This window comes from Muriicola marianensis, assembly GCF_014638095.1.
Classification (GTDB): Bacteria; Bacteroidota; Bacteroidia; order Flavobacteriales; family Flavobacteriaceae; genus Muriicola; species Muriicola marianensis.
Genome location: NZ_BMFH01000001.1, coordinates 1,139,708 through 1,163,435 on the forward strand (window position 1 = coordinate 1,139,708; position 23,728 = coordinate 1,163,435).

Sequence of the window (23,728 nt, forward strand, 5' to 3'; positions counted from 1 at the left end):
CGGCGGGGAAAGATTTATAATTGATCAGAGGATCAGCATGGCGTCCCCGTAGGAATAGAACCTGTACCCCTCTATGATCGCTTCCTTGTAAGCCCGCTTCATCAGGTCGTGGCCCATAAAGGCCGATACCATCATCAACAAGGTAGATTTGGGCAGGTGAAAATTAGTGATCATAGCCGTCGCAATGCTGAATTCGTAGGGAGGGAAGATAAACTTGTTGGTCCAGCCCTCAAAAGTGTTCAGCATATGCTCTGAAGAGACCGCACTTTCAAGTCCCCTCATGGCGGTGGTACCTACGGCGCAGATCTTCTTTTTCTTTTTCTTGGCCGAGTTGACGATCTCAGTGGCCCTTTCATCAATGATCAGCTCTTCACTGTCCATCTTGTGTTTGGAAAGGTCTTCCACTTCCACCGGATTAAAGGTACCCAAACCGACATGGAGCGTAAGTTCGGCAAAGTTTATACCCTTGATCTCAAGCCTTTTCAAAAGGTGTTTGGAAAAGTGAAGACCCGCCGTTGGAGCTGCCACAGCACCTTCATGCTTGGCGTAGATAGTCTGGTACCTGTCCTCATCCTCCGGCTCCACATTGCGTTTGATGTACTTGGGGAGAGGGGTCTCTCCCAGTTCTCTCAGTTTTCTTCTGAAATCTATATAAGCCCCGTCATAGAGAAACCTTAGGGTCCTACCGCGAGAGGTGGTATTGTCAATCACCTCGGCGACCAGGCTTTCGTCTTCCCCGAAGTAGAGCTTGTTCCCGATACGTATCTTCCTGGCTGGATCCACCAAAACGTCCCATAGGCGTTGTTCTTCGTTGAGTTCCCTGAGCAGGAAAACCTCAATCCTTGCCCCTGTCTTCTCCTTGTTCCCGAAAAGACGGGCGGGAAATACCTTGGTATTGTTCAGGACCATGACGTCATCTTCGTCAAAATAATCGATCAGGTCTTTGAACATTTTGTGTTCGATCTTGCCGGTGTCCCTGTGGACAACCATCAATTTGGATTCATCCCTGTTTTCAGCCGGATATTCTGCCAATAATTCTTTGGGAAGCTCAAAATTAAAATGCGAAAGTTTCATAGATGCGTATTTCTCTTGTGTCGATTCCAGTTTGGATCACCGCGAACAGCCTGTTATGTGGCCTGTGCAGTAAATCGGAGTCCGATTTTAAGGGTGCAAATATACGACGTGGCTACAGGGGTTGTCAAGTAAAAGTGAGATTAAATCACTGGCCTTCAGTCCGGATTCGAAAATTCAGTTTCCCGAGATCCTCCCAGAAGTCGGGATACGACTTGGAGACCACCCCGGCATCTTCAATATACAGACCGGTCCTTAAGGCAAGTGGTGCAAAGGCCATGGCCATTCGGTGGTCGTTGTAGGTACTGATTGAAACGTCCTTGATGATCTTCCCACCTGGATCCAGTTCAAGGTGTTTGTCAGATACCCGGATGGAAGCGCCCAGTTTTGTGAGTTCGGCCCTCAATGCTTCAAGCCGGTCCGTTTCTTTGATCTTCAGGGTGTGCAGGCCCGAAAGCCGGCATCCCATCCCCAGACCAAAACAGGTAACAGCCAGGGTCTGCGCTATATCCGGGGCATCCGCGAGATCCAGCTCAAGGATTTTCTCTGGGGAGGAAGGAATATCGTTTTCAGAAAGGGGAACTTTTTCCAAGTGTAGGAAGGGTTCCTCGAAGCGGGATTTAACCCCAAAATTCCGGTATACTTCTGCAAGAATACTATCCCCCTGCAGGCTATCCCGCCTGTATGAAGAGAGTTTTACCTGTGTTCCCGCAGGACACAGGGCTACTATGCTGTAATAATATGAAGCCGAACTCCAGTCGGATTCTACCCTCAGGGTTACCGGGTCAATGCTCTCTTTGGGTTTAACCCTGATCCTGTTGCCGGTAAATTCGGTTTCGATGCCCAGACTCTCCAGGAGGGACAGGGTCATTCTGATATAAGGGACGGAGGTGATCTCTCCCAGCAATTCGAGTTCAAGGCCATCAGGAATACCGGGGGCCACTAATAACAAAGCAGAGATGTACTGGCTGCTTATGTTGGCCGGTAAACTCACCTTGTGCTTGTCGAGTTTCCTGCCTTTTATTCTGAGGGGCGGATAGCCTGTGTTCCCCAGATAGGAAATATCGGCCCCCAGTTCATTAAGCGCATCCACCAGTACTTTGATGGGCCGCTCCTTCATGCGGGAGGAACCGGTAAGGGTCGCCTCTCTCCCTTCCTGGGTGGCAAAAAAAGCCGTGAGGAAACGCATGGCCGTCCCTGCGTGGTGTATGTCTACCGTGCCAGAGTGCGCTTTTAATCCTTTAGACATAACCTGTACATCGTCTGCATTCGACAAGTTCCTGATCTCCAATTGTGGAAAAAGGGCCTGGAGCAGGAGCAACCTGTTCGATTCACTCTTGGAACCCGTAATTCGGACTTCAGCTTTTGGAACAACTGAAACAGGGCCTTCTAGGTAAATTTTCAATGGTTAGGATTTTGGTGTTGTTTCATCAGGGATGTCAGGGAACAATCCTACTTCAGTTTTTTATTCTCTTGATGGCGTTTGTGGTCCCTTTTAGCCTTAAGATCGAGTTTACGATCAAAGGCCTCCTGCAGGTCGATCCCGGTCTGGTTGGCCAGGCAGAGTACCACAAAGAGCACATCTGCGAGTTCTTCCCCCAGGTCTTTTTCTTTGTCCGAAGGTTTCTCGCTTTGCTCCCCGTATCTTCGGGCAATGATCCGGGCCACTTCCCCGACCTCTTCGGTCAGCTGGGCCATATTGGTAAGCTCATTGAAATACCGAACCCCGTGCGTTTTGATCCATTCGTCAACCGCCTGCTGTGCGTTACTGATGTTCATAGGTCTTTGTTTTTTGTGTCGATGAACAGGGTGACAGGGCCATCGTTCAGTAATGATACTTTCATATCAGCTCCGAAGATCCCGGTCCCAACTTTTCTGGAAAGGTCCTCCTCAAGCTGCCTTACAAAGGCCTCATACAAAGGTATGGCCACTTCAGGTTTAGAAGCACGGATATATGAGGGTCTGTTCCCCTTTTTTGTACTGGCGTGGAGGGTAAACTGACTTACCACGATGGCGTCTCCCCCTTCCTCGATCACCGATCTGTTCATGACTCCTTCCGGGTCGTTGAAGATACGTAAATTCGATATCTTCCTGGAAAGCCATTCGATATCTTCCTGCGTATCTTCGTCCTCAATGCCCAGCAGGACCAGAAGACCTAAACCGATTTCCGAGATCCGCTTTCCCTCTACGGTGACATGTGCCCAGCTTACGCGTTGTACAACTGCTCTCATTTATTTCTCACAATTCCTGTCCTAAACTTCATTCCATCTCAAATTCATCGTCCCTGTAGGTGTCCTCTTCCCCGGACACTATCTGGAGGTAACTTTTATACCGACTCCAGGAGACCTCATCGGCCTCCAGGGCCTTTTTCACCGCACATTGAGGCTCATCAATATGCAGGCAGTTGTTGAATTTGCAGTCCTGTTTCAGGGCGAAGAACTCCGGGAAATAATCCCCTATCTCCTCCTTTTCCATATCCACCAGGCCAAATCCCTTGATCCCGGGCGTATCTATGATACGGGCGTCAAAACTCAAGTCGAACATCTCAGCAAAGGTGGTCGTATGCTGTCCCTGCAGATGCATTTCTGAGATCTCTGCAGTCCTCAGCTGTAGGGAAGGTTCAATGGCATTGATGAGGGTCGACTTCCCAACCCCTGAGTTGCCAGCAAACATACTGGTCTTACCTATCATCATCTCCTTTACCCGGTCTACATGCGTGCCCTCCTTGGCGGAGATCCCGAGACAGGTATATCCGATCTTCCTATACAGTTCGGCCAGGTACCTGATCTCAGCCAATTCATCCTGATTATAGGTGTCTATCTTATTGAAAAGAAGGACCGTCTTCACGTCATAGGCCTCTGTGGTCACCAGGAACCGGTCTATAAAGATGGTGTAGGTCTTGGGGTTGTTCAGGGTGATGAGCAGGAAGACCTGGTCTACATTGGCAGCTATGACGTGCACTTGTTTGGAAAGGTTGACGGATCTCCGGACGATGTAGTTCTCCCGGTCTCGTATCTCATGGATCACCCCATAGGTCTCGTCCCCGGCCTCTTCCAGTTCGAAGCTCACCCGGTCGCCTACGGCAATGGGATTGGTACTCTTGATCCCCTTGATCCTGAATTTCCCTTTGATCCGGCATTCATATACCACACCTTCAGGGGTTTTCACCGTATACCAGCTCCCGGTCGATTTATAAACAGTACCCTTCATCGTGTTTATATTTCGCTACAAAGAAACAATAATCCTTGCAGACATTGAACTATCTTTATGCTCACATTTCTAACCTTTTAAAATTCTGAAAGATGAAAAAATTGCCGTTTTTACTCATAGTTTTTATGTGTCTCGGATTTGAGATGCAAGCCCAGGAATTTCGGGTGATCACCAGTGTTGAATCCATAGTCCCAAACGGTTTGGGAAGATCCAGGATTATCAATGCCCTGGAAGAGAAGGATTACAAGGAATTTACCAGTGTGCAGACCGAAGATGACAACACCCGGAACAAGGCCGACCGAAGTGAGATCCGGGTGAAGAATTTCGAGGAGACTAAACTCCTGAACTTCTTTAACCTGGGCGGGATCCGCTTCCAGAACATCGCCGCCAACGACGCCGTGATCACTTCAATGATCAATACCATGGTCGGCGAAGGATGGGAACTCGCCTTTGTGACCAGTGCCGTGGAGAGCGACAGTGGGAAGGACGACGGGCAGGGGATCTTTATCACCCGCTATATCTTTAAACGCTGAGATCATTTTGACAAAATAAGAAAACCCTGAGCCGTATGGTTCAGGGTTTTGTTTTTTGAAAAGTCAGCTCAGATCAAAAATCACACTAACAACCGTACAGCCCTATGAATTGATGATCTTTTCCTGGTGGTTGATGGATTCCTGGTGGATGGCCTTAAACATCTTCAGGACGAATTCCTCGCTCAGCCCCTTGGCTTCTCCTTCAAGGATCATCTTACCCAGGATAGCGTTCCATCGGTTGGTCTGTAAAACGGCTACGTTTCGCTGTTTTTTAAGGTGGCCGATCCCGTCTGAGACCTGCATCCTTTTGCCGAGCAGGTCGATGAGCTGGTTATCCAGGATGTCTATCTGGGCTCTGAGATTGCTGAGGTTGTTCTTGTACTCAGCTTCCTCATCTGTTTCTTTTCTGATCCTGAGGTCTTCCATGATCTGTATGAGTCGTTTAGGGGTTACTTGCTGCGCAGCATCACTCCAGGCATTATCGGGGTCGCAATGGGTCTCTATCATCAATCCGTCGAAATTCAGGTCGAGCGCTGTCTGGGACACATCGAAGATCATATCCCTCTTCCCGGTGATATGAGAGGGGTCATTGATCAGGGGCAGATCGGGGAAACGAGTCTGCAGTTCAATGGCCAGCTGCCATTCCGGGATGTTGCGGTATTTCGACTTCTCATAGGTGGAGAATCCGCGGTGAATGACGCCCAGTTTTTTGATCCCGGCAGAATGCAGCCTTTCCACGGCGCCCAGCCAGAGGGACAGGTCAGGATTTACAGGGTTCTTTACCAAAACCACCCTGTCTGTACCTTCGAGGGCATCTGCGATCTCCTGAACAATAAAAGGGCTTACTGTAGACCGCGCCCCTATCCATAACAGATCAACGTCGTGCTCCAGGGCGAGATCTACATGGGTCCTGTTGGCCACTTCGGTTGCCGTTTTGAGTCCGGTTTCCTCCTTCACCCGCTGCAGCCATTTGAGTCCGATCGCCCCAACTCCCTCAAAATTCCCGGGTCGGGTCCTGGGTTTCCATATTCCGGCACGGTAATAATTTACATCCGTATCCTTGAGATCATGGGCGATCTGCATCACCTGTTTCTCCGTCTCGGCGCTGCAGGGCCCGGCGATCACCAGGGGGTGTGGCAGTGCCATGTCATCCAACCATTTTCTCAATGTTCTTGAATTTTCCATAACTATGATTCCTTTTTGTTCAATGGTATTCCTTTGAGGATCTCTTTGATCTTGTTCGTATCCTCCATTTCCTTATAAATGCCGGCCATGTCCTCCTCGGCCAGTTTCTTTCTGAATTCCTCCAGGTTGTGAATATATTCCCGTAGTGTTTCTAAAACATTCTCTTTATTCTGTTCAAAAATAGGTGTCCACATGGCGGGGGAACTCTTCGCCAGCCTGACGGTAGATTCAAAACCGCTTCCAGCCATGTCAAAGATATCGCGCTCGTTCTTTTCCTTCTCGATCACCGTTTTCCCCAGCATAAAAGAACTGATATGGGAGAGATGAGACACATAGGCGATGTGTTTGTCATGAGCCTCAGGATTCATATAGCGGATTCGCATCCCTATCCTCGCGAACAGGTCCAATGCTTTCTCCTGCAATTTAAAGGCAGTTTTCTCCACTTCGCAGATGATGTTTGTCTTCCCTTCGTACAACCCCTGCATAGCAGCTTTCGGACCGGAGAACTCCGTACCTGCAATGGGATGGCAAGCCATAAAATTCCTTCTATTTGGATGGTCGGCCACAGCTGCACAGATCTGCTTCTTTGTAGAACCTGCGTCAATGACCAGGGCCTCGTCCCCAATTTTGTCAAGCAGCACCGGTAATTCCCTGACGGCTGCATCAACCGGAATGCAAAGAAAGATGATATCTGCATCGGCAATTTCGGGATCCCCGCCTTCCGTATCAATGATGCCCATGTCAGCAGCCATTTTTAAGTGTTCCGGATTCTTATCCAGTCCGAAAAATTCAGCCCCGGGCAGGACCTTTCTGAGGTCCATGGCAAAAGACCCCCCAATCAAACCCACACCTATGATTCCAATTTTCATCCCTCTTTCTTAAATCTCTTAATAGCCTCTTCAATCTTTTCCGACTTCACACAAAGAGAAAATCTGATGTATCCTTCTCCCTGCTTGCCGAAAATGGTGCCAGGGGCCACAAAAATATCCTTCTCGTATAATAGTTTATCGATGAATTCTTCCGATCCGGGAGCTCCTTCGGGTAACCGTGCCCAGACGAACATGCCAACAGCTTCAGGATCGTAGGTACATCCCAGCAGGCTGGCAAGTCGGAACAAATGCTTCCTTCTCTCATTGTAAATGCTGTCTAAATGTTCAAACCATGCCTTACCGCTTTTCAAGGCGGCAACGGCACCTTTCTGAATCCCGTAGAACATGCCCGAGTCCATATTGCTTTTGACCTTCAGCACCGCCTGGATATGCTCGGCATTGCCCAGGACCATCCCCACTCTCCAGCCTGCCATATTAAAGGTCTTGCTCAGGGAATTCAGTTCAAGGGCCACTGCCATGGCTCCCTCAGCCTGGAGGATACTCCTGGGATCTGATCCCAGTACAAAACTATAGGGATTATCATTGACCATCAGGATACCGTGTTTTTTTCCGAAGTCGACCAGCGACTGCCATTGCTCTTTGGTCGCGGTGGCCCCGGTGGGCATGTGGGGGTAACTCACCCACATGAGCTTCACCTTACTCAGGTCTTCTTTCGAAAGTTGATCCAGGTCCGGAAACCAGCCTTTTTCTTCACTGAGTTCATATGGCCTTGGTTCTGCCCCTACCAGTCGGGTAACGGCCTGGTATGTAGGATATCCAGGATCCGGGATCAGCACCTCATCTCCTGGATTGAGAAATGCCATGCTGATATGCATTATACCTTCTTTGGAGCCCATCAAAGGAAGAATCTCCGATTCGGGATCTTTGGAAACACCGAATTTGTCCAGATAGAAATCGGCTATGGCCTGCCTTAATTCCGGCAATCCCTGGTAACTCTGGTACTGGTGGGCGCCGTTGTCTGAAATAGCATCCCTGAGCGTGAGAAGTACATCTTCTGAAGGTGCCAGGTCCGGGCTGCCGATCCCCATATTGATGATGGGTCGTCCTGCTGCCGCCAAACTCCTGACCTCCTTCAGCTTGCGCGAAAAGTAGTATTCCTCTACTGTTTTAAGCCTGTCTGCGGTGCTTATCATATCCTCACATTTTTGTATTCCCCCAACACCCTGAAATCCTCAGACATTATCATCAAAAGGGATTTTGCCTTTTCGAAATGTTCGTATTCCTCAAATGTCACATCCACAAAAAAAGCATACTTCCACGGAGTTTCAATGATAGGAAGACTCTGGATCTTGGTGAGGTTCAGGTTGCAGTCGCTCATCACATTTAGTACGGTAGCAAGGCTGCCTCTTTTGTGGTCCGTCAGAAATCTAAGGGAAGCCTTGTTGATAGTCTCCCTGGGTAATTCCTTGTTTGTGGTTTTCACGATGATAAATCGCGTGGCGTTGTTTTTGATGGTCTGAATCTCCGGAGCGATGATCTCTAAGTCGTACAATTCAGCAGCCACCCCGGGAGCTATGGCGGCGATCCCGGTTAACTGACCTTCCTGTATGCGCTTTGCGGTCTCAGCCGTATCCACGTCCTCTACCATTTTGATGTGTGGCTGGGTCTTGAGATATTCCCGGCACTGCAGCAAAGCCATGGGATGCGAACGCACCTCCCGCAGATCGGAGAGGGTTTGGCCTTTTAGCCCCATGAGGTTATGGTGGATGTTGAGATAGTGCTCCCCGATTATATGGAGCCCGTTCTCATAGACCAGGGCGTAATTGGGAATAATGGATCCTGCGATGGAATTTTCAATGGCCATCACCCCCTTGTCGGCATTGCCGGCCAAAAGTTCATCTACCAGGCCGTGGAAGGAAAGGCATTCCACAAGGTCAATATCCTCCCCAAAGTATTCCCTTGCCACCTGATGGTGGTTAGATCCCTTAATTCCCTGAATGGCGATTCGTTTCTTCACGACTGAGATTCAAAAAAAAAGTCCCGATTTCAACGGGACTTGATATATACGGTATTACACCTGGCTACAACAGTCCCTTGCCCCTTTCAAAAAAGAAGTAAAAATAGAAGCTGTTCCAGGTATTTAATTTCATTGCGTTCGTTTAAAACTCCTGCTAAGGTAATTATTAAATCGAGAATCCGACATTTTGTCCTTCTTTTTTTTCATTGTCCCTTTTTTAGGGCTAAAAACTGTAAAAAATGTCTCAAAGTGATGAATTTGCTGAATATTCTTCAATCCTTAATCTTCCTGTTCCTCATCTTATCCCGGGAGACAACCTCTAAAACACAGGGATAAATCCTGAGAATTCTGTGCACTTTCTTTAATTTTAGGGCGAAAATCAAACGCATGTCGATCGTAGTCGAAAACCTCAGCAAAGCCTACAAAGGACAACCTGCCCTTAAAAATGTCTCCTTCAAGGTTGACAAGGGTGAAGTAGTGGGTTTCCTCGGGCCCAATGGCGCAGGGAAATCAACCCTGATGAAGATCCTTACCACCTACCTCAGCGCCGATGAAGGCAAGGCCTGGGTGAACGGCTATGATGTAACTACAGAAGCGAGCCAGGTACAGAGGAGTATAGGTTATCTCCCTGAGCACAACCCCCTTTACCTCGAGATGTATGTGAAGGAATACCTGACGTTCATCGCGGAGCTGTACGGCGTATCAAAAAGTGTTGTTTCTGAGAGTATTCAGCAGGTCGGACTTGAAAAGGAAGCTGCTAAGAAGATCGGGCAGCTTTCCAAGGGATATCGCCAAAGGGTGGGCCTGGCCGCTGCACTCTTGCATCATCCCGAAGTCCTCATCCTGGATGAGCCTACCACGGGGCTGGATCCGAATCAGTTACTCGAGATCAGGAAATTAATCCGGGAAATAGGTAAGGACAGGACTATCCTGCTATCGACCCATATCATGAAGGAAGTGGAGTCAGTCTGTGACAGGGTGCTGATCATCAATAAAGGTGTTTTGGTTGCCGACAAAAAGCTGAAAGAACTCCGGGAAGGTACCGAACAAATCATTGAGGTAGAGTTCGATTACCGGGTGGAAGAGGCCTTCCTTTTAAAGATTCCACATGTGACCCATGTAAAGAATCTGGCGGGCTTTGTCTATGAGATCACCTTCAGCCATACGGAGGACATGAGGCCGGCTGTATTCGACTTCGCCCATGACAACAAATTGAAGACCCTCCAACTCAGCCGGAAGAACAAGAACCTGGAAAGCCTGTTCACCGAACTTACAGGACCCTGAATTTTCAATTAATCCGGCAGATACCTCACCCTTTTCACCGCCACGGAATCTATTTTACCCCTGGAAAAGTATACCGGAAAATACTTGTCTTCTGCCCAGGGCCTGAATAGGTTGTCGTAAAAGGGACTGGCCGGGTCGCCGGACTGGCCGGGTCCGTTTGTCCCCACCGCCTTATCCCAATCGCCCGTGCTCACGATCATCCTGAAGGAGGCCCCACTGCTCTGCCGGTTGTTATTTCCTGTCGATCCCGGTGTATAGCCATTCCCTCCCCTGGGCATAGGCCCCAGGTTGAGGGAGTCTGACCATTGTTTGTTCACGGCCCTCCCCAAAGGATGCACGATATAGGTATGCTTGTATTTTTCCTGCCCGTAATGCCATGAATTCATATCATCTCCCAGCGTCTGACGCAAGCTTTCAACGGCTGCGGTGAGCGCCCCGATTAGAAATTCGTCCCTCTTTTCACCTGCTGGTGCCGTAAAACGGGTTTCGGGGTACACCATCCAGTCGATCACTTTTTTTAACTGGATTCCCCCTACAATCTCTTTGGCTTTAACAGGGATGAATTCTTCATCTGCTTTTTTCCGCAATTCTTTCTCGAAAGCTACGTAGATCCCGGCCTCCACGCTTTCGGGAAGCAGTCTGAAATCCCATGAAAGCAATCGATCCCGGGCCTTTGCTGCCATCCCTTTCAGTCGGAGTCCCGAAAGTATAGGTACCAGTGTACTAGCCGGGAGGGATAGATAATCTACCTGCAGGGCCTTCATTTCTTCCATGGAAAATTTCCTGTCGGAATCCAATACCTCCCCGATCCGGTCACCCCTGTAAGGATCAGACCACTCATAGCCGATGGCGTCCCAGTGTTCATAGGTATCCGGAGTCACATTCTGGTTGGCCGTGGCGATATAGCCCCTTTCAGGGTCTGCTTCATGGGGTTTCTCCCTGATCGGAAGATATCCATCCCATTCGTATCTACCGTCCCCGGGTACCGGAACCAGTCCGCTGAAATTCCTGCGTATTGGTGCAATCCCTACGGCCTGCCACCCTATATGGCCTTCCTTATCTGCCCAGATCATATTCTCCCCGGGGATATGGCTATACTCGCAGGCCTCCCTGAATTCTTCCCAGGTGCGGGCCTGATCCATCCTGAGGGATGCTAGGTAAGGTGAGCCTCCCGGTTCGAGCCAGGCACTTCGCACAGCATAGGCTTTCAAATTCAGACTGTCTACAAAAGTGACCGGTCCGTGGCGGGTGTATTTCAGGTCGACCTCCTCTGACGCCCTCCCCTTTACCGGGATGCTCTCCCGAATGGTTTCCATGGTTTCCCACCCGTCTTTGTATTTGTATTCATTTAAATTATCAGGATTCAGGTCGTATACGTACAGGTCTTCCCCATCCGTACTGAAAACGGTAAGACCCCATGCTCCGTATTCATTGTGCCCAATCGAAATCCCCGGAATCTCGGGTTCACCCCCGCCGATCACGTTCCAGCCCGGAGCTACCAGGTGTGCCATGTAACGGAGGGAGGGTACTGCAATGGTGCGATGCGGGTCGTTCGCCATCAGGGTATGACCGTCCTGGGTTTTGTCACCGCTCAACACCCAGTTATTGCTGCCAATGGAGAGTGAATCTACAGGTGAGGTTTCCAATTCTGACCGAAATACGGTTTCATTTTTCCTGTATTCCGGCTTCAGGTCCTGAGGAAGAAACCTGACCGGTTTCCTGTAGGCAAAATACAGGTCCAGGATATGGTCTCCCAATAGAGAAGCATCTACGGCCGGGTCTATTTCCAGAACAGGAGTTTTGGGATGAAACCAGTACAGGTCCCTTGCGGCTTCCTCCCCCAGGAGGTGAACGGCCATGCCGATCTCGAGCTCGGCTCCAATATTGCCCAGCAAGCCCTGGTGGCGGGAAATGACTATATCCGGCGTCCATTTTTGCGGAAGGATGTTCAGCATTTTGAATTCGACGGGAAGAAGGGAAGTATCCCTGAGCATCTCATCTATGTAAGCATTGACCCCATCGGTATACGCCGTTATGATCTCGGAGCCCCGGTCGTGGTAATAGTTCATTTCTTCTTCCAGATCACCCCTGAATTTGAAGAGCCTTGTACCTATGTCCCTTTTCAGCTCTCTTTCCCCCAGGATCTCCGCCACGGTTCCTGTGGCCTGCCTTCTCCACACCTCGAACTGGAAGAGCCTGTCACGGGCGGCTGCATACCCCTGTGCAAAGAAAAGGTCGTGTTCGTTCTCGGCATAGATGTGGTTGATCCCCCAAGGGTCTCTGATTACCTCCACAGGTTCCTGCAATCCGGTAAGGGTCTTTTTCTCTGAAGGATCCGATCTACAGGAAAAGAGAACGGCGGCAGAAAAAATGGCCAAAACGACGGTGATCCGCCAAGGAATTCCGAGATGATGGAATCTTTTTCGCTTTTCAATTTCAATACTTGCCATGGATGGAGATGTTTAGTTGCTCAATATCGTTCAGATCCTTTTGCAGGTCCCCCCGGCCCATAAGCTGCATAAAAAAATAAGCCGAGAGCAATTTCCTGCTGATCTTCAAGCCTTCTTCCGGATCTATTGCGTAGTTAAACCGATCCGGGTAAATAAAGGGATTATCAGTGAGAGTATTGTGACCAAAGTCCTCGAGAACCGCAAAATAGGTCGCAACCGGACTGTTATCGAGGTAGCTGTTGTAGTTCTCAATCGCATAAGGCAGTGTTCCTTTGCTGCATATCATCAAGGTTGGGATTTCAATTTTGCCTTCATACCTGACATCCCTGGGGGGTATGCCTTCCATGGCAGCATAGGCTGTTACAAAACTGTGATTCGCTGCAAACTGACCTGCAATGCGCCCTCCGAGGGAATGGCCAAAGATCCCCACTGATTCCAAGTTAAGCCTATTTGTAAACCGTTGATCAGGATCAGCCCGGTTCAGTTCGGTCAACTTTTGGTAAACGAGTTCGAGGTCTGCCGCACCCAGGGCCGTTGGTCTTTCAAAGAATTGATCTACTTTTTCGTAAGGTCCGCCCATCATCCCCGGAGGAGGCCGGAATGAAGGATCCGGTTTTACTATCATTCCGTCCCCGAAGATCGTATATCCGATCGAAGGCATGTCTACGGAAACGACTACGAAACCGTAACTGGCCAGATCCTCTGCCAGGGTAGTATAGAGAAAACGCTCCGTTCCCCTGCCAGGGGCGATTAATATCAGGTTAGCGTTCTTCACGGAGGGATGAAAACCAGCCCTTAGATAACTGTTCCCGATTACCTTTCTGTAGTCCTCAGAAATGGGGTTGTAAACTGCCTTATGATCACCGGGCGCCGGGCTGGCAGGGTACCACAATTGGGCAACCACCATCCTCTTGTCTTCGGGAAAAGCTGAATATTCTGCCAGTCGCACCCGATCCTGCCACTCATAGGTCACTGTGCCCACCGGATACGGACCCCTGGGTTCAATGAGTCGGACCGAATCTGTCTGCGCATTCAGAGATAATACCGTCATCGTTGCAAATAAACAGTAATAGAACTTCCTGAAAACTCCTGCTATCACAACTGTCAGTTTTTTATAAAACTTACGATCGTCTCCATCAAATCCCCGGCTAAGGGCAATGTAGAGTCGTTGTACGTTTGTATGTTCAAACCCCTGTCTTCAGGTGCGTTCTTAAGCACGTGATTCATCCCTTCAAGTACAGCCTTTTCTGCCCTGGCATTGGCCGCAGAAAGAAGATCTGCATCCTTGAGCTTTACCTGAATGTCTGTGGTTCCCTGCAGGATGAGCACCGGACAATCGAGTCTGGCGATCTCTTCTGCCGGATCGTATTTAAACCAGGAGATCAGGTAGGGTTGTACGCTGGGTCTGAACAGGGAGTTCAGCATAGGATTTACATTGGTAACCGTATTGCCCATTTCAAGGGTATCGAGGATAGGGTCTGTCATGGCAGTTACCACAGGAGGCTGGGCGCTGAGTTGCTCCCTCAGGATGTCAGCTGCCGGTCTTCCTACACCCGCAATGGAAATAAATTTGTCTGCTTCGATGCGATCCGCCGCGATCATCCCGATCAGGGATCCTTCGCTGTGACCCAGGATAATGATCTCAGAAAAACGGGGATCCTCTTTAAGTTTCTTACCCCAGCTAACCACATCATCTATATAGGTCTCGAATCGGAGGTCTTCCTCTTTCGTCATGGCTGATGTACTGCCTGCCACTCCCCTTTTGTCGAATCTCAAACTCGCGATCCCGTTTTCTGCCAGACCTGTAGCCAGCAGCTGCAGTGAATTGTTGGTCATCATGGGATTGTTGCCGTTGCGGTCCGTAGGTCCCGAACCCGCGACGATGAGTACGACAGGAACTTTACCCTCTTCATTAGGCAGGACCAGGCTGCCATTAAGGATTCCTGTGTCCGTGCTGAGCTCCACTTCACTTTCGGTCTGAGACCACATTGAAGCCACACTCAGCAGGGTGAGGGCTATGATTAATTTCTTGATCTTCATGTTCTTTCTTTTATTAGTTGACCTCTAATTCTCCTATGTCTTTTTCCTCGACGTTTTGTGCGATCTGAAAATGAGGCATTCGGCTTTCGTTTATTTTGTTTTTATCGATCCCGTAATTTCACAATTCATGCAATATCAGATTGAAATTTTCTAGTCAGTGGATAATCCAATCCAAAGCGGCCCGAACCAAGCACCAGACTATAGATACTGACCCACAGGAAGCCCATGGCCGGAAGCATTCCCCACACCCCTTCCTCCCATTTCTGGCCGAATATGGCGACCAGCATGGTACAAAGGATGAGGAAGGCCGCAAATCTCGTTTTGAACCCGAGAGCCAGCAATAATCCCCCGATGGTTTCACTAAACCCGGCCATCCAGGCAAAAAAGACGGGAAACATCGCGAAAATACCCCCGAACTGGGCCACATCCTCGGGAAACCAGTAGACCACCTCGAAGAGTCCGAGTTCGCGATCAGGAGGTGACCAGGGTACTCCGAATTTTGAAGCTCCGAAATCAATGGCCAGCAGCATACCACAGATGAATCTGGGAAAGAACAAAACCAGGTCTGCCCAGACTGATCTTTGCAGTACAGGTCTGTTTATAAGGGCATAAAATCTGAAAAGTCGTTTCATAAGTCTTAAGCGGATTCACATTATACCTCATCTATCCGTTACAGGTCCCCAGGAAGGCGACTCGTTCCTGACCGATGTGTTAGTCAGACGTCTCTTCTCTCCACTTTCCGGGTGAATGATATAGATGTCGTATTGGTCCTCACTCCCTGCGGTATAAGCGATCCATTTCCCATCGGGCGACCAGGAAGGGGAGTAGCAATCGAGTGTATCCCGTGTAATATTCCTGATATCGCTGCCATCTGCCTTCATCAAAAAGATGTCAAAAGTCTCCCCGTCCGGGCCGTAAAAAGCGATCTGTTTCCCATCGGGGGAATATATCGCACCTGAGTCGTATCCCTCTTTATCTGTGATCCTCTCTACCTGGCTCCCATCAGACCTCATCCTGAAGATCTCCCCGTTGGCCGCATGGGTGGTATCCCCTTCCTGTCTCAATTGGCGGGTAAAGAGGATATGCCTCCCATCTGGCGACCAGGATGGACTTTCCTCATAGGCGTCATTGTCGGTAAGGGCAACCTGGTCACTCCCGTCGATCTTCATTTTGTAAACACTCCTGCTTTTGCCATTGCGATTACTCATAAAGACGATCTCTTTTCCGTCCAGGGATACTTCAGGCAGTACATTGTTTCCCGGGTGGGTGGTAATTCTAATGGCCGAATCGCGCTGCAGATCAAACAAGTAAATCTCAGGATTCCCATCCCGGTTGGAGTAGGCCATGATCCCCGAACCGTCGGGCAGCCAGGAAGGGCCGTAATCCAGGGCGGGGTTATTGGAGATGTTCCTGAGGTTTTCACCAGCAGGGTCCATGATGTATATCTCCCGGTTGCCGTCCCGGGTGGAGACAAAGGCGATAGTACCCTGGGGTTCATTTGAATCTTTTTCCGGGGTTTTGACCTCAGATTTGCAGGAGGTCAGGACTAGGATAATGGTGATTAATATCCCTCTTGTATACATCATCTTCATTAAAATCCCGAACGTGTGGATATATGCTTGCATATCAAATCACCTGAAATTCTTACATAATGTATAAAAAAAGCGGGTATACCGCCTGGAAAGAGTTTAATCATTAGCGAAAAGGGGACTATATACTGTCCTTTTAGTGATCACTCAATGATTAAATTCCCGTTTCCGATTCATTCAAAAGCTTATCGATCCGTTTCCGAGAAATAATTTGATGACGGTCACCAGGCCGATGATCAGGATCAGGACCAAAGACAGGGTCTTGAACTTAGCCTGAGGAATATAATGCAGGATCTTCTTTCCCAGGAATGTCCCCACTATACCGATAAGCAGGAGAAAAGGCACATAGATGAGGTCGTGATCGTGTATGTAGCCATTCTGGTAATAGACAAAGGTCCGGGTGAAATCGATCATAAAATCAATAAAGGCAGAGGTGGCGATAAAGACGCTTTTCTCCATGTTGAATGCAGCCATGGTCAGCCCACGGATCGCTCCCCCTGTACCCAGGAGTCCGGCAGAAAACCCTGAAACAGCCCCTCCCAGGAGGGAATTCCGCCTGGAAGGTAACACGACGAGTTCTTTTTTGATCAGGAACAACAAACTGAGGCCTAACAGGAATACCCCCAGTAAAAACTCCAGGATATAGGTATTCAGAAACCTCGAAAGAAAGCCCCCCGCGATCACAAAAAGTACGGATGGAACTCCGAGGTAGAGGATGAGGAACTTGTTCAACCCTTTTTTAAACAGGAAGATCTTGCTCAGGTTGCTGGACAGGTGGAAGATGGCTGTTAGGCCCAGCACTGAGTAAAAGTCGAAGTAGAAATTCCCCAAAGGGACAAAAAAGACCGAGGAACCAAAACCGCCAACGGTACCCAGCACCTCGGCGACTAAAGCGAGAACGAGAAAAAAGGTGTTAACTTTCATATATTCCGCATTTCACATTTGCTGTGAATGGCATCAACCTCAAATCTATCACAGATCCCCCACCCATTCCACCAATGCCTGTATTCCGCCTGAAATTTTTGGGGCGTGGGTTTTTATAACAAAAGACTCCTCTTCATGGGGCTCATCAAAATCGACATATGCCAGCCTGGCTCCCAGGAATGACGGCTCGAAACCAAAGGCTTCTGAGGGTAAAAGAACAACCCCTTTTTCTTCCAGCAAGGCACTACACAATTCGTTGGAAGTCGTGATACCTCTTTTCTCAAGTCTGTCCTTCCATTCTGAAAAATCCAGAAACAGATAGAATCCTCCCTCGGGAGGGTGGACCTTAATACGGGCAGTCACTAGCTTTTCACAGCAATAATTTCCAATGGTTTTTAAAATCTGCGTTTGCCGGCTTATATAGGGCTTGATCTTTTTATAATCTTGATACGCAACCTTTGCCGCCATCTGAACGGGCACAGGCGCACAGGAATACGTTTCTGAGCCGATACCCAGGAGGGCTTCTTTCAACGCGGGTTCCAATCCTTCACTCAGCAGAGCTGCTCCCAGTCGCCATCCCCCGGCCCCACACCATTTGGACAACCCTGTGGTGGTAATGGTCCGCTCCGGATAAAAGGCTGCAAAGGAAAGGTGGGAATTTTGGTGATGCAATAACCCGTAGATCTCATCAGAAACTACGATAATCCTGTGGGTCCTAGCAACCTGGGATATTTCCATGAGTTCTTCCCTGGAATATGTCAGGCCATCCGGGTTCCCTGGATAATTTAAAATAAGAATGGTGTTCGCGAACTTTTTGGATTTAACGGCTCTATGCAAGGCCTCAACCGTGATCCTCCATCGTTTTTCGTATGAAGTAGGGAGGGTAATAACGTGATGCCCTGCAAGCTGTGCCTGAGGCCCGTATGAGACCCAGGCCGGAGCCGGGATCAGTACGTCTGCCTCTTGTACAGCCATGAGTAAGGTAAATATCAATATTTTAGACCCCGGGCCAACCAGGACATCCTCGGCCCTGGTACGAAGGCCGTTGTGTTCAAAATGAAATCGGGCGATATGCTCCCGAAGTTCGGGGTCACCCTGTACGGAAGAGTATTCTTTATGCCCGATTGCCTCTCTAAGAGCAGACTGTACATTTTGAGGAGGCATAAAAGGAGACTGGCCAAAACCGAATCGGAATACTTCCTTGTTCTGATCAACCATCTTTTTGGTCTGCGTATTGATAAACAAGGTTTGCGAATGCTCAACTTTCCTGTACATAAAATGGTTATTACGGTTTTTAGAACATTATTGCTTGCGGTTTTTCAATCTGTCCTTAAGGGGGATCACAAACTTCAGGGCAGACCAGGTTTCATTCACCGAACACACTTTAATATCTACCAGGCCGTGTTTCAATCCCAGGCTACGAACCACATTGCTATCTACATCGGTCTCTATTTTTGAAGACTTCTTGGGCCAGGAGATCCAGATCATCCCTTTTTGTGCGATCTCTTTTCTGAGTTTGGGAAAATCCTCATTCAGCTTATTGGCCTCAGTAGCAAAGTAATGCACAAAATCGATATTGGAATCCCCCTTGTTCAGGGGATTAAAGTCTTCCGGAAGTTCACTAAATAAATCGAGGTACTTCTCAGGAGGGTAATAGAGTCTGATCCGCTGTCCGCTCCTGATCCCCAATTTTTTAGCCAGGGGTGTCCCGGAATAACCCAGTGGATCTGCCATTAATTTATTGCTAAAAGTTAAAATCCAGTAACAACTTCCACTCACCTTCTGCCTTACCCCACATCAGGAAATAGAGACCTTGTCCACCCGTCTTAAAAATGCCGATCTCGTAGGTCTGTTCCGAATTGACAGGAATAACCTTCTGAGGTGTCAGGTCGATGCTGTAATCCTCATTCTTCATATAGGAATAGGCGTCCGCAATCTCGATTCCCTCATAGACCTTACCCCTGTAAAAGTATCGTCCGGAAGGAGCGAAAACATTCTTCGCGATCAGGTCCGGACGGTGCTGATTGGAGTACAATTCCCAGGAGGCCCTCAATAAATTGATCTCCGTCTTCCCATCCTCAGGACTATCGCCATTTGGTGCTACCGCTTCAAATGCCTTGATCCAGTCCCCTCTCTTTACCCAGCCTATCACACTGGAAAATCTCTTCCCATTGTCTGTATTGTACTCCCCGTGGACGAAAAGTTGGCCGGGATACAACTGGTAGGAGGCAATGGTGTCATAGCGAATGATCTTTTCTTGCTGATTTATCTCCTCCCAATACTCTGTAATAGATAAAGCTCCTATCAGAAAAGTGTCTGCCATAAAGAGGCCACTTGACTCGTTAAATACAAACTTCTGACTCTGGCCTGACTGTAAGGAGCTTAACCACTGGTTTTGAATGGCCAGGGTTTCCTTTTTCGACATGTCAATCTGACCAGTTAGTGAAAGCCCGGACAGTAAAAGAATAATAAGCACTAGAAAGAAACGTAACCTCAGCCATTGAGGAGCTTTATGCCGGCAAGTCCTGATCCAATGATACATGAGAAGGATATATAGTTCCCAGAAAAACCTCGAACCGAAATACAAATGGTTAGCAATTTAAAGGTAGTGAATAATCTGTCATCCTGTTTTTAACGGAATGGTCGGTTTCATGTTGAGATGAATACGAATTCAATCTAAGGAAAATCCGATCCTGGATATCCAAATCAGGGAAATGGGATATAGGTCTGGTCACCGGGTACCTGAGGAAATCTTTTTTCCTGCCACAACCGCCTGGCTTCCTTGAGACGATCCCGGCTGGAAGACACGAAATTCCACAACAGAAAGCGCTCCTCCGGGAGGGGTTCTCCCCCGAAAAGTAGGATCCTGGTCCCTTTTTTTATTTCCATCGTGCACATTTCGCGGGTTCTGCTGACAAGCATCTGACCTTGTTCTACCCTCTCGCCTTCTAGTTCAATGCTTCCCCTGACAATCACGAAGGCGACTTCCCCTTTGATCTTTTTCCCCAGATCAAGGTGGGTATCTTCCATGGCCCTGATATCTACCATAAAGAGGGGCGAGTACCCTTGCAGAGGTGATTGTTTTCCAAACGCCTCCCCGGCTACCAGGACTATCTCACAGTTATTCTCCGTCCATTTTGGGAGACTGGATGCTGGATAAAAATTGAACCGGGGTTCCATTTCTTCCAACTCCTTGGGCAGGGCCACCCAAATCTGATAGCCGTGGATGATATGCGAGCTCCCGTCCCTCTTTGGGGCGGGCGTTCTTTCGGTATGGGTAACTGCCTTACCGGCGGTCATGAACCCAACATCGCCGGGATGCACCACCTTTACAGAGCCTATACTGTCTCTGTGTTCAATGGCTCCTTCGAAGAGGTAGGTCAGGGTAGACAACCCGATGTGCGGGTGCTGGTTCACATCAAAATAATTACCAGGACCTACCTCAGCCGGACCCATATGGTCGATAAAGGTAAAGGGGCCTACTTGTCTTTTCTCCTTAAAGGGCAATAGCCTCCCCACAATAAAACTTCCAAGGTTACGCTGGCGTTCGTCGACCAGCATTTTGTTATTTGCCATAAGGTAATTTGAAGTGCATTAACTGTTATTGGATTACCGACACCCAGAAAGGGATTGAAGATCAGCCGGCTAACACCCAATCCCGGGCGGCTTTTTCATTATTAAAACCCTTGAATTCCCATTCTGAATTCAGGTTTTTAGACATAGCAATGTATTTTTCGATTTTTTCCCTTATCCTCTCCTTGTCTGCGATATAGGCCAACTTGAGTTGCATGCCGGATTTACTCGCCGCCACATCGTTGAAAGTGATCTCCACCATATCCAGGGGACGCCATTCCACATCCTCTGTTTCCAGGGTATGGACGATCTGATACTGAGCAGTTTTGGAACGCGGATCACTGAAAAATGTCTCGTTGGCCTTCTCTATCTCTTCCGAGGTCACTACACCATAGAACTCCCATTTGATTCCGTATTCTTCCCAAATAGTTCGAAATGGCATGATGTTATCTCTAAAACTTATAAGGTAAGTAATTTCTTCTAAATGCTATTCTCAGAATTCTCGGTAGTCTCCTGACAGGAATTCATTTGCCTTGCTCTCCCTGAATATCGCTCTCTCACTGTCCCAGTGAAGTTTTTTGTTCGGAAAACGCCCGGCGATCACACCGAGCAGGATGGTTTCGGTCAACCTGGCAGAATAGGAGAATGGAGCCGAACAGGTATCCGTACCCAGGCAGGCATCGACAAACTGGTGGTAGTGTTTGTTCCCTTCCAGGGCATAATCCCTGACGGGTTCGCCTATTTCACCGGAGGAAACAAAGGGAGAGACATCGATCTCCACATATTCTCCATCAACAATATGCCTGGGTAATTCCATAAAATGCGGCAACAGCAAACGGCCGGTCTCCCCTATGAACATCGCACCTTGCAGGGGCAGTTTTTCCTTGTTAGGCAACCTGAGATCCTTATGCGCCGGAGGCGCACCCTTTCCATCGTACCAAATCCACTTCAGGGTTTCCGTGGTATATGGCGTAGCAGGGAATTCATAGGTTACCGTATTCTCTTCCGGGTATCCAAAACCATTTGGTTTACGGCATCTGTTCTTCACAGTGAATGGAACGTCCAGCTCAAGGGCGTTATAAGGGGTATCGAAAATGTGAACCCCCATGTCGCCCAGGGTACCGCAGCCAAAATCGACCAGTTTTCTCCAGTTCATGGGATGATACACCTGATCTTTGTAGGGTCTCCTCGCAGAGGTTCCCAGCCAAAGATTCCAGTCGAGATTGGCAGGTATGGGATCTGAACCAGTAGGGGGCGGACCGTCATATCCCCAATTCTTGGGCGACCAGGCATGCACGGTTGAAACTTTACCGATAATCCCGGATCGGATCAGGAGGGTAGCGAGCTTGTAATCGTAGAAGGAGTGGACCTGTATACCCATCTGGGTGATCAGGTTCTTTTCCTCAGCCAGTTTTTTCATCGCCCTGACCTCAGACACGTGGTGTGCCAGGGGTTTCTGGCAATAGACGGGCTTGTTGAGCTGCATGGCCAGCATGCTGGCGGGTGCATGGCTGTGATCGGGAGTGGAGACCACCACGGCGTCGATCTCATCGGCCATTTCCGAGAACATCAGCCTGTAATCTGCAAAGCCACGGGCTTCGGGATGCATCTGTAATGCGGCGTTGAGGTTATTGGAATCCACATCGCATAGGGCGACCACTTTGACCCTCTCATGGGAGGAGATCGATTTCAGATCTTCGGCTCCCATCCCCCCTACGCCGATATGAGCCGTACGCAACATTTTTTCCTGGGAGGAGCCCCATATCTGAGCTGGAAGCAGGGAAACTGAAGAGGCTACGGCCGTGTTCTTGATAAAGTCTCGTCTTTTCATGATGTGGTACAGATTATGTGTTAGCAGGATTCATCCTTCTAAATAATAGATCAATCCCAGCAGAAAACTAAAGGTAACGAATTCAATTAAATAAGGTAAGGTCCGGACTTGTTAGACCTCAAATATCTGCAAGGTTCAGGACGACCGGAATGATGTGACGATCGAGGTGATCCTGAATCTTGGGATCCGAACAATTGATCAAAAGGGAAATGACCATTTCCTCCTCCGGATAGACAAAAAAATTGCTGTATCCCCCTACTCCATTGCCCACATGCCCTACGAAGGAACGACCCGCAATATCTATACTCACCTGCCAGCCCAGGCCATAGTATGTAGATCTACCTTTAACCTTTTGCGCCGTGAGGAATTCCCGCATCACATCGGGAGGTACAAGTGTGCTTTCTAAACAGGCTTTCCCCAGCCTGGCGAGGTCTTCCGTTGTAGAAAGGTATCCACCTCCGGCCAGTTTATACCGGTTATCTACCTCAACCGAAGGACGAAACCCGTTACGAGTACGGGTATAAAATACCGTAGTATGTTCCGGGAGCTCGCCCGGGACCTCTTCTTGAGTATGATCCATACCCAAAGGATCCAACACCTTTTCCCTCACATAGTGGGCAAAGGGCATACCACTAACCTCTTCCATGGCCAGGGAGATCAGGACCCAATCGAAACTATTGTAGAGGTACCCGGCACCCGGTTCGAATTGCAGAGGGTCTTGTTGAAAGACTTTGAGGCTGTCACGTATGGCGTATGGTTTGTTCAGGGCGTATTCCTTCCCCCTGTATCCCCGTATACCCGCTGTGTGCCCAGCCAGCTGCCTGATGGTAAAGTCGAATTCTTTTTTCGGAAAGTAGGGAACATAGTTATAGAAGGATTCGTCCAGATTGATCTTTCCATCAGCCACCATCCGGGCGAGGGCCATAGCCGCAATAGGTTTCGAGGCACTCGCGATTCTGAAAATCGTCTTAGGAGGATCGACAGGGATTTTTCGTTCCAGATCGGCATATCCATAGCCTTTCTGGAAGAGGGTCTTGCCTTTGTGCAGGACGGTAAGAGCCAGGCCGGGTACACTACTATTCTCCACCAGATCCAGAAATGCTGCATCCACTTCCGCAAAAGTACCGCTCCTTTTGCCCGAGGAGGAATCCTTGAAAAACTTCCTGAAGAACTCTATGAAAGAGGCCATAA

The 23,728-nt window shown here is 48.9% G+C and carries 24 protein-coding genes; 2 read left to right on the forward strand and 22 right to left on the reverse strand.

The window, feature by feature from the left end:
* Positions 1-24: 24 nt before the first annotated feature.
* From queA to rsgA, 5 genes are all read right to left on the reverse strand, one after another.
* Positions 25-1,074 carry a tRNA preQ1(34) S-adenosylmethionine ribosyltransferase-isomerase QueA gene (gene queA, locus IEV19_RS05245; RefSeq protein WP_188369618.1) on the reverse strand — a complete coding sequence of 350 codons (1,050 nt, stop codon included), beginning with the start codon at positions 1,072-1,074 and terminating at the stop codon, positions 25-27.
* A gap of 145 nt (positions 1,075-1,219) precedes the next feature.
* Positions 1,220-2,476 (reverse strand): 3-phosphoshikimate 1-carboxyvinyltransferase, encoded by a 1,257-nt coding sequence (locus IEV19_RS05250; RefSeq protein WP_188369619.1) that lies wholly within the window; start codon positions 2,474-2,476, stop codon positions 1,220-1,222.
* Positions 2,477-2,523: 47 nt separating this feature from the next.
* Positions 2,524-2,850 carry a nucleotide pyrophosphohydrolase gene (locus IEV19_RS05255; RefSeq protein ID WP_188369620.1) on the reverse strand — a complete coding sequence of 109 codons (327 nt, stop codon included), beginning with the start codon at positions 2,848-2,850 and terminating at the stop codon, positions 2,524-2,526.
* Positions 2,847-3,302 (reverse strand): D-aminoacyl-tRNA deacylase, encoded by a 456-nt coding sequence (gene dtd / locus IEV19_RS05260; protein ID WP_188369621.1) that lies wholly within the window; start codon positions 3,300-3,302, stop codon positions 2,847-2,849. The genes IEV19_RS05255 and dtd overlap by 4 nt, the downstream gene beginning before the upstream one ends.
* 28 nt (positions 3,303-3,330) lie before the next feature.
* Positions 3,331-4,281, reverse strand: coding sequence for a ribosome small subunit-dependent GTPase A (rsgA, locus tag IEV19_RS05265; protein ID WP_188369622.1), 951 nt, complete (start codon positions 4,279-4,281; stop codon positions 3,331-3,333).
* A 92-nt stretch (positions 4,282-4,373) separates the two neighbouring features.
* Between rsgA and IEV19_RS05270 the strand changes: the two genes are divergently transcribed.
* Positions 4,374-4,814, forward strand: a complete 441-nt coding sequence (locus IEV19_RS05270; protein WP_188369623.1) for a hypothetical protein — start codon at positions 4,374-4,376, stop codon at positions 4,812-4,814.
* A 102-nt stretch (positions 4,815-4,916) separates the two neighbouring features.
* On the opposite strand, the gene IEV19_RS05275 is transcribed toward IEV19_RS05270, so the two are convergent.
* The 4 genes from IEV19_RS05275 to IEV19_RS05290 are packed head-to-tail and all read right to left on the reverse strand — an operon-like array spanning position 4,917 to position 8,846.
* Positions 4,917-5,999: a bifunctional 3-deoxy-7-phosphoheptulonate synthase/chorismate mutase type II gene (locus IEV19_RS05275; RefSeq protein ID WP_188369624.1), complete on the reverse strand. Its 1,083-nt coding sequence runs from the start codon at positions 5,997-5,999 to the stop codon at positions 4,917-4,919.
* A gap of 2 nt (positions 6,000-6,001) precedes the next feature.
* Positions 6,002-6,868 (reverse strand): prephenate dehydrogenase, encoded by an 867-nt coding sequence (locus IEV19_RS05280; protein ID WP_188369625.1) that lies wholly within the window; start codon positions 6,866-6,868, stop codon positions 6,002-6,004.
* Complete coding sequence (locus IEV19_RS05285) at positions 6,865-8,022, reverse strand: pyridoxal phosphate-dependent aminotransferase (protein WP_188369626.1); 1,158 nt, start codon at positions 8,020-8,022, stop codon at positions 6,865-6,867. Before IEV19_RS05285 ends, IEV19_RS05280 begins: the two co-directional genes overlap by 4 nt.
* On the reverse strand, positions 8,019-8,846 hold the full coding sequence (locus IEV19_RS05290; RefSeq protein WP_188369627.1) for a prephenate dehydratase: 828 nt from the start codon (positions 8,844-8,846) through the stop codon (positions 8,019-8,021). Before IEV19_RS05290 ends, IEV19_RS05285 begins: the two co-directional genes overlap by 4 nt.
* Before the next feature lie 387 nt (positions 8,847-9,233).
* Between IEV19_RS05290 and gldA the strand changes: the two genes are divergently transcribed.
* Positions 9,234-10,130 (forward strand): gliding motility-associated ABC transporter ATP-binding subunit GldA, encoded by an 897-nt coding sequence (gene gldA / locus IEV19_RS05295; RefSeq protein ID WP_188369628.1) that lies wholly within the window; start codon positions 9,234-9,236, stop codon positions 10,128-10,130.
* Positions 10,131-10,138: 8 nt separating this feature from the next.
* Here the strand turns inward: gldA and IEV19_RS05300 are convergent, their stop codons facing one another.
* The 13 genes from IEV19_RS05300 to IEV19_RS05360 all read right to left on the reverse strand — a co-directional run bounded on the left by IEV19_RS05300 (position 10,139) and on the right by IEV19_RS05360 (position 23,726).
* The gene (locus IEV19_RS05300) at positions 10,139-12,580 is read right to left on the reverse strand and encodes a penicillin acylase family protein (RefSeq protein ID WP_188369629.1); all 2,442 of its coding nucleotides are present in this window, start codon (positions 12,578-12,580) and stop codon (positions 10,139-10,141) included.
* Positions 12,567-13,679 carry an alpha/beta hydrolase family protein gene (locus IEV19_RS05305; RefSeq protein ID WP_194419541.1) on the reverse strand — a complete coding sequence of 371 codons (1,113 nt, stop codon included), beginning with the start codon at positions 13,677-13,679 and terminating at the stop codon, positions 12,567-12,569. Before IEV19_RS05305 ends, IEV19_RS05300 begins: the two co-directional genes overlap by 14 nt.
* Before the next feature lie 5 nt (positions 13,680-13,684).
* The gene (locus tag IEV19_RS05310) at positions 13,685-14,620 is read right to left on the reverse strand and encodes an alpha/beta hydrolase (protein ID WP_188369631.1); all 936 of its coding nucleotides are present in this window, start codon (positions 14,618-14,620) and stop codon (positions 13,685-13,687) included.
* Positions 14,621-14,745: 125 nt separating this feature from the next.
* Entirely contained in the window at positions 14,746-15,252 is a 507-nt protein-coding gene (locus tag IEV19_RS05315; RefSeq protein ID WP_188369632.1) for a DoxX family protein, read from the reverse strand.
* 27 nt (positions 15,253-15,279) lie between these two features.
* Positions 15,280-16,206 carry a DPP IV N-terminal domain-containing protein gene (locus tag IEV19_RS05320; protein ID WP_229732490.1) on the reverse strand — a complete coding sequence of 309 codons (927 nt, stop codon included), beginning with the start codon at positions 16,204-16,206 and terminating at the stop codon, positions 15,280-15,282.
* Positions 16,207-16,386: 180 nt separating this feature from the next.
* The gene (locus tag IEV19_RS05325; RefSeq protein WP_188369633.1) at positions 16,387-17,133 is read right to left on the reverse strand and encodes a sulfite exporter TauE/SafE family protein; all 747 of its coding nucleotides are present in this window, start codon (positions 17,131-17,133) and stop codon (positions 16,387-16,389) included.
* A gap of 48 nt (positions 17,134-17,181) precedes the next feature.
* The gene (locus IEV19_RS05330; protein WP_188369634.1) at positions 17,182-18,408 is read right to left on the reverse strand and encodes a pyridoxal phosphate-dependent aminotransferase; all 1,227 of its coding nucleotides are present in this window, start codon (positions 18,406-18,408) and stop codon (positions 17,182-17,184) included.
* A gap of 27 nt (positions 18,409-18,435) precedes the next feature.
* Positions 18,436-18,867, reverse strand: coding sequence for a DUF3052 family protein (locus tag IEV19_RS05335; protein ID WP_188369635.1), 432 nt, complete (start codon positions 18,865-18,867; stop codon positions 18,436-18,438).
* 10 nt (positions 18,868-18,877) lie between these two features.
* On the reverse strand, positions 18,878-19,558 hold the full coding sequence (locus IEV19_RS05340) for a hypothetical protein (protein ID WP_188369636.1): 681 nt from the start codon (positions 19,556-19,558) through the stop codon (positions 18,878-18,880).
* A 281-nt stretch (positions 19,559-19,839) separates the two neighbouring features.
* A complete protein-coding gene (locus IEV19_RS05345; protein ID WP_188369637.1) occupies positions 19,840-20,709 on the reverse strand; it encodes a pirin family protein in 870 nt (289 codons plus the stop codon).
* Between the two features lie 61 nt (positions 20,710-20,770).
* Positions 20,771-21,148: a hypothetical protein gene (locus IEV19_RS05350; RefSeq protein ID WP_188369638.1), complete on the reverse strand. Its 378-nt coding sequence runs from the start codon at positions 21,146-21,148 to the stop codon at positions 20,771-20,773.
* A gap of 51 nt (positions 21,149-21,199) precedes the next feature.
* On the reverse strand, positions 21,200-22,537 hold the full coding sequence (locus tag IEV19_RS05355; RefSeq protein WP_188369639.1) for a Gfo/Idh/MocA family protein: 1,338 nt from the start codon (positions 22,535-22,537) through the stop codon (positions 21,200-21,202).
* Between the two features lie 118 nt (positions 22,538-22,655).
* A complete protein-coding gene (locus IEV19_RS05360) occupies positions 22,656-23,726 on the reverse strand; it encodes a serine hydrolase domain-containing protein (protein ID WP_188369640.1) in 1,071 nt (356 codons plus the stop codon).
* Positions 23,727-23,728 lie beyond the last annotated feature (2 nt).

Coding starts and splice junctions, on each gene's coding strand:
- queA (WP_188369618.1), bottom strand. CDS start 1,074: ATGAAACTTTCGCATTTTAATTTTGAGCTTCCCAAAGAATTATTGGCA.
- IEV19_RS05255 (WP_188369620.1), bottom strand. CDS start 2,850: ATGAACATCAGTAACGCACAGCAGGCGGTTGACGAATGGATCAAAACG.
- dtd (WP_188369621.1), bottom strand. CDS start 3,302: ATGAGAGCAGTTGTACAACGCGTAAGCTGGGCACATGTCACCGTAGAG.
- rsgA (WP_188369622.1), bottom strand. CDS start 4,281: ATGAAGGGTACTGTTTATAAATCGACCGGGAGCTGGTATACGGTGAAA.
- IEV19_RS05270 (WP_188369623.1), top strand. CDS start 4,374: ATGAAAAAATTGCCGTTTTTACTCATAGTTTTTATGTGTCTCGGATTT.
- IEV19_RS05275 (WP_188369624.1), bottom strand. CDS start 5,999: ATGGAAAATTCAAGAACATTGAGAAAATGGTTGGATGACATGGCACTG.
- IEV19_RS05280 (WP_188369625.1), bottom strand. CDS start 6,868: ATGAAAATTGGAATCATAGGTGTGGGTTTGATTGGGGGGTCTTTTGCC.
- IEV19_RS05285 (WP_188369626.1), bottom strand. CDS start 8,022: ATGATAAGCACCGCAGACAGGCTTAAAACAGTAGAGGAATACTACTTT.
- gldA (WP_188369628.1), top strand. CDS start 9,234: ATGTCGATCGTAGTCGAAAACCTCAGCAAAGCCTACAAAGGACAACCT.
- IEV19_RS05300 (WP_188369629.1), bottom strand. CDS start 12,580: ATGGCAAGTATTGAAATTGAAAAGCGAAAAAGATTCCATCATCTCGGA.
- IEV19_RS05310 (WP_188369631.1), bottom strand. CDS start 14,620: ATGAAGATCAAGAAATTAATCATAGCCCTCACCCTGCTGAGTGTGGCT.
- IEV19_RS05315 (WP_188369632.1), bottom strand. CDS start 15,252: ATGAAACGACTTTTCAGATTTTATGCCCTTATAAACAGACCTGTACTG.
- IEV19_RS05320 (WP_229732490.1), bottom strand. CDS start 16,206: ATGATGTATACAAGAGGGATATTAATCACCATTATCCTAGTCCTGACC.
- IEV19_RS05325 (WP_188369633.1), bottom strand. CDS start 17,133: ATGAAAGTTAACACCTTTTTTCTCGTTCTCGCTTTAGTCGCCGAGGTG.
- IEV19_RS05330 (WP_188369634.1), bottom strand. CDS start 18,408: ATGTACAGGAAAGTTGAGCATTCGCAAACCTTGTTTATCAATACGCAG.
- IEV19_RS05335 (WP_188369635.1), bottom strand. CDS start 18,867: ATGGCAGATCCACTGGGTTATTCCGGGACACCCCTGGCTAAAAAATTG.
- IEV19_RS05340 (WP_188369636.1), bottom strand. CDS start 19,558: ATGTCGAAAAAGGAAACCCTGGCCATTCAAAACCAGTGGTTAAGCTCC.
- IEV19_RS05345 (WP_188369637.1), bottom strand. CDS start 20,709: ATGGCAAATAACAAAATGCTGGTCGACGAACGCCAGCGTAACCTTGGA.
- IEV19_RS05350 (WP_188369638.1), bottom strand. CDS start 21,148: ATGCCATTTCGAACTATTTGGGAAGAATACGGAATCAAATGGGAGTTC.
- IEV19_RS05355 (WP_188369639.1), bottom strand. CDS start 22,537: ATGAAAAGACGAGACTTTATCAAGAACACGGCCGTAGCCTCTTCAGTT.
- IEV19_RS05360 (WP_188369640.1), bottom strand. CDS start 23,726: ATGGCCTCTTTCATAGAGTTCTTCAGGAAGTTTTTCAAGGATTCCTCC.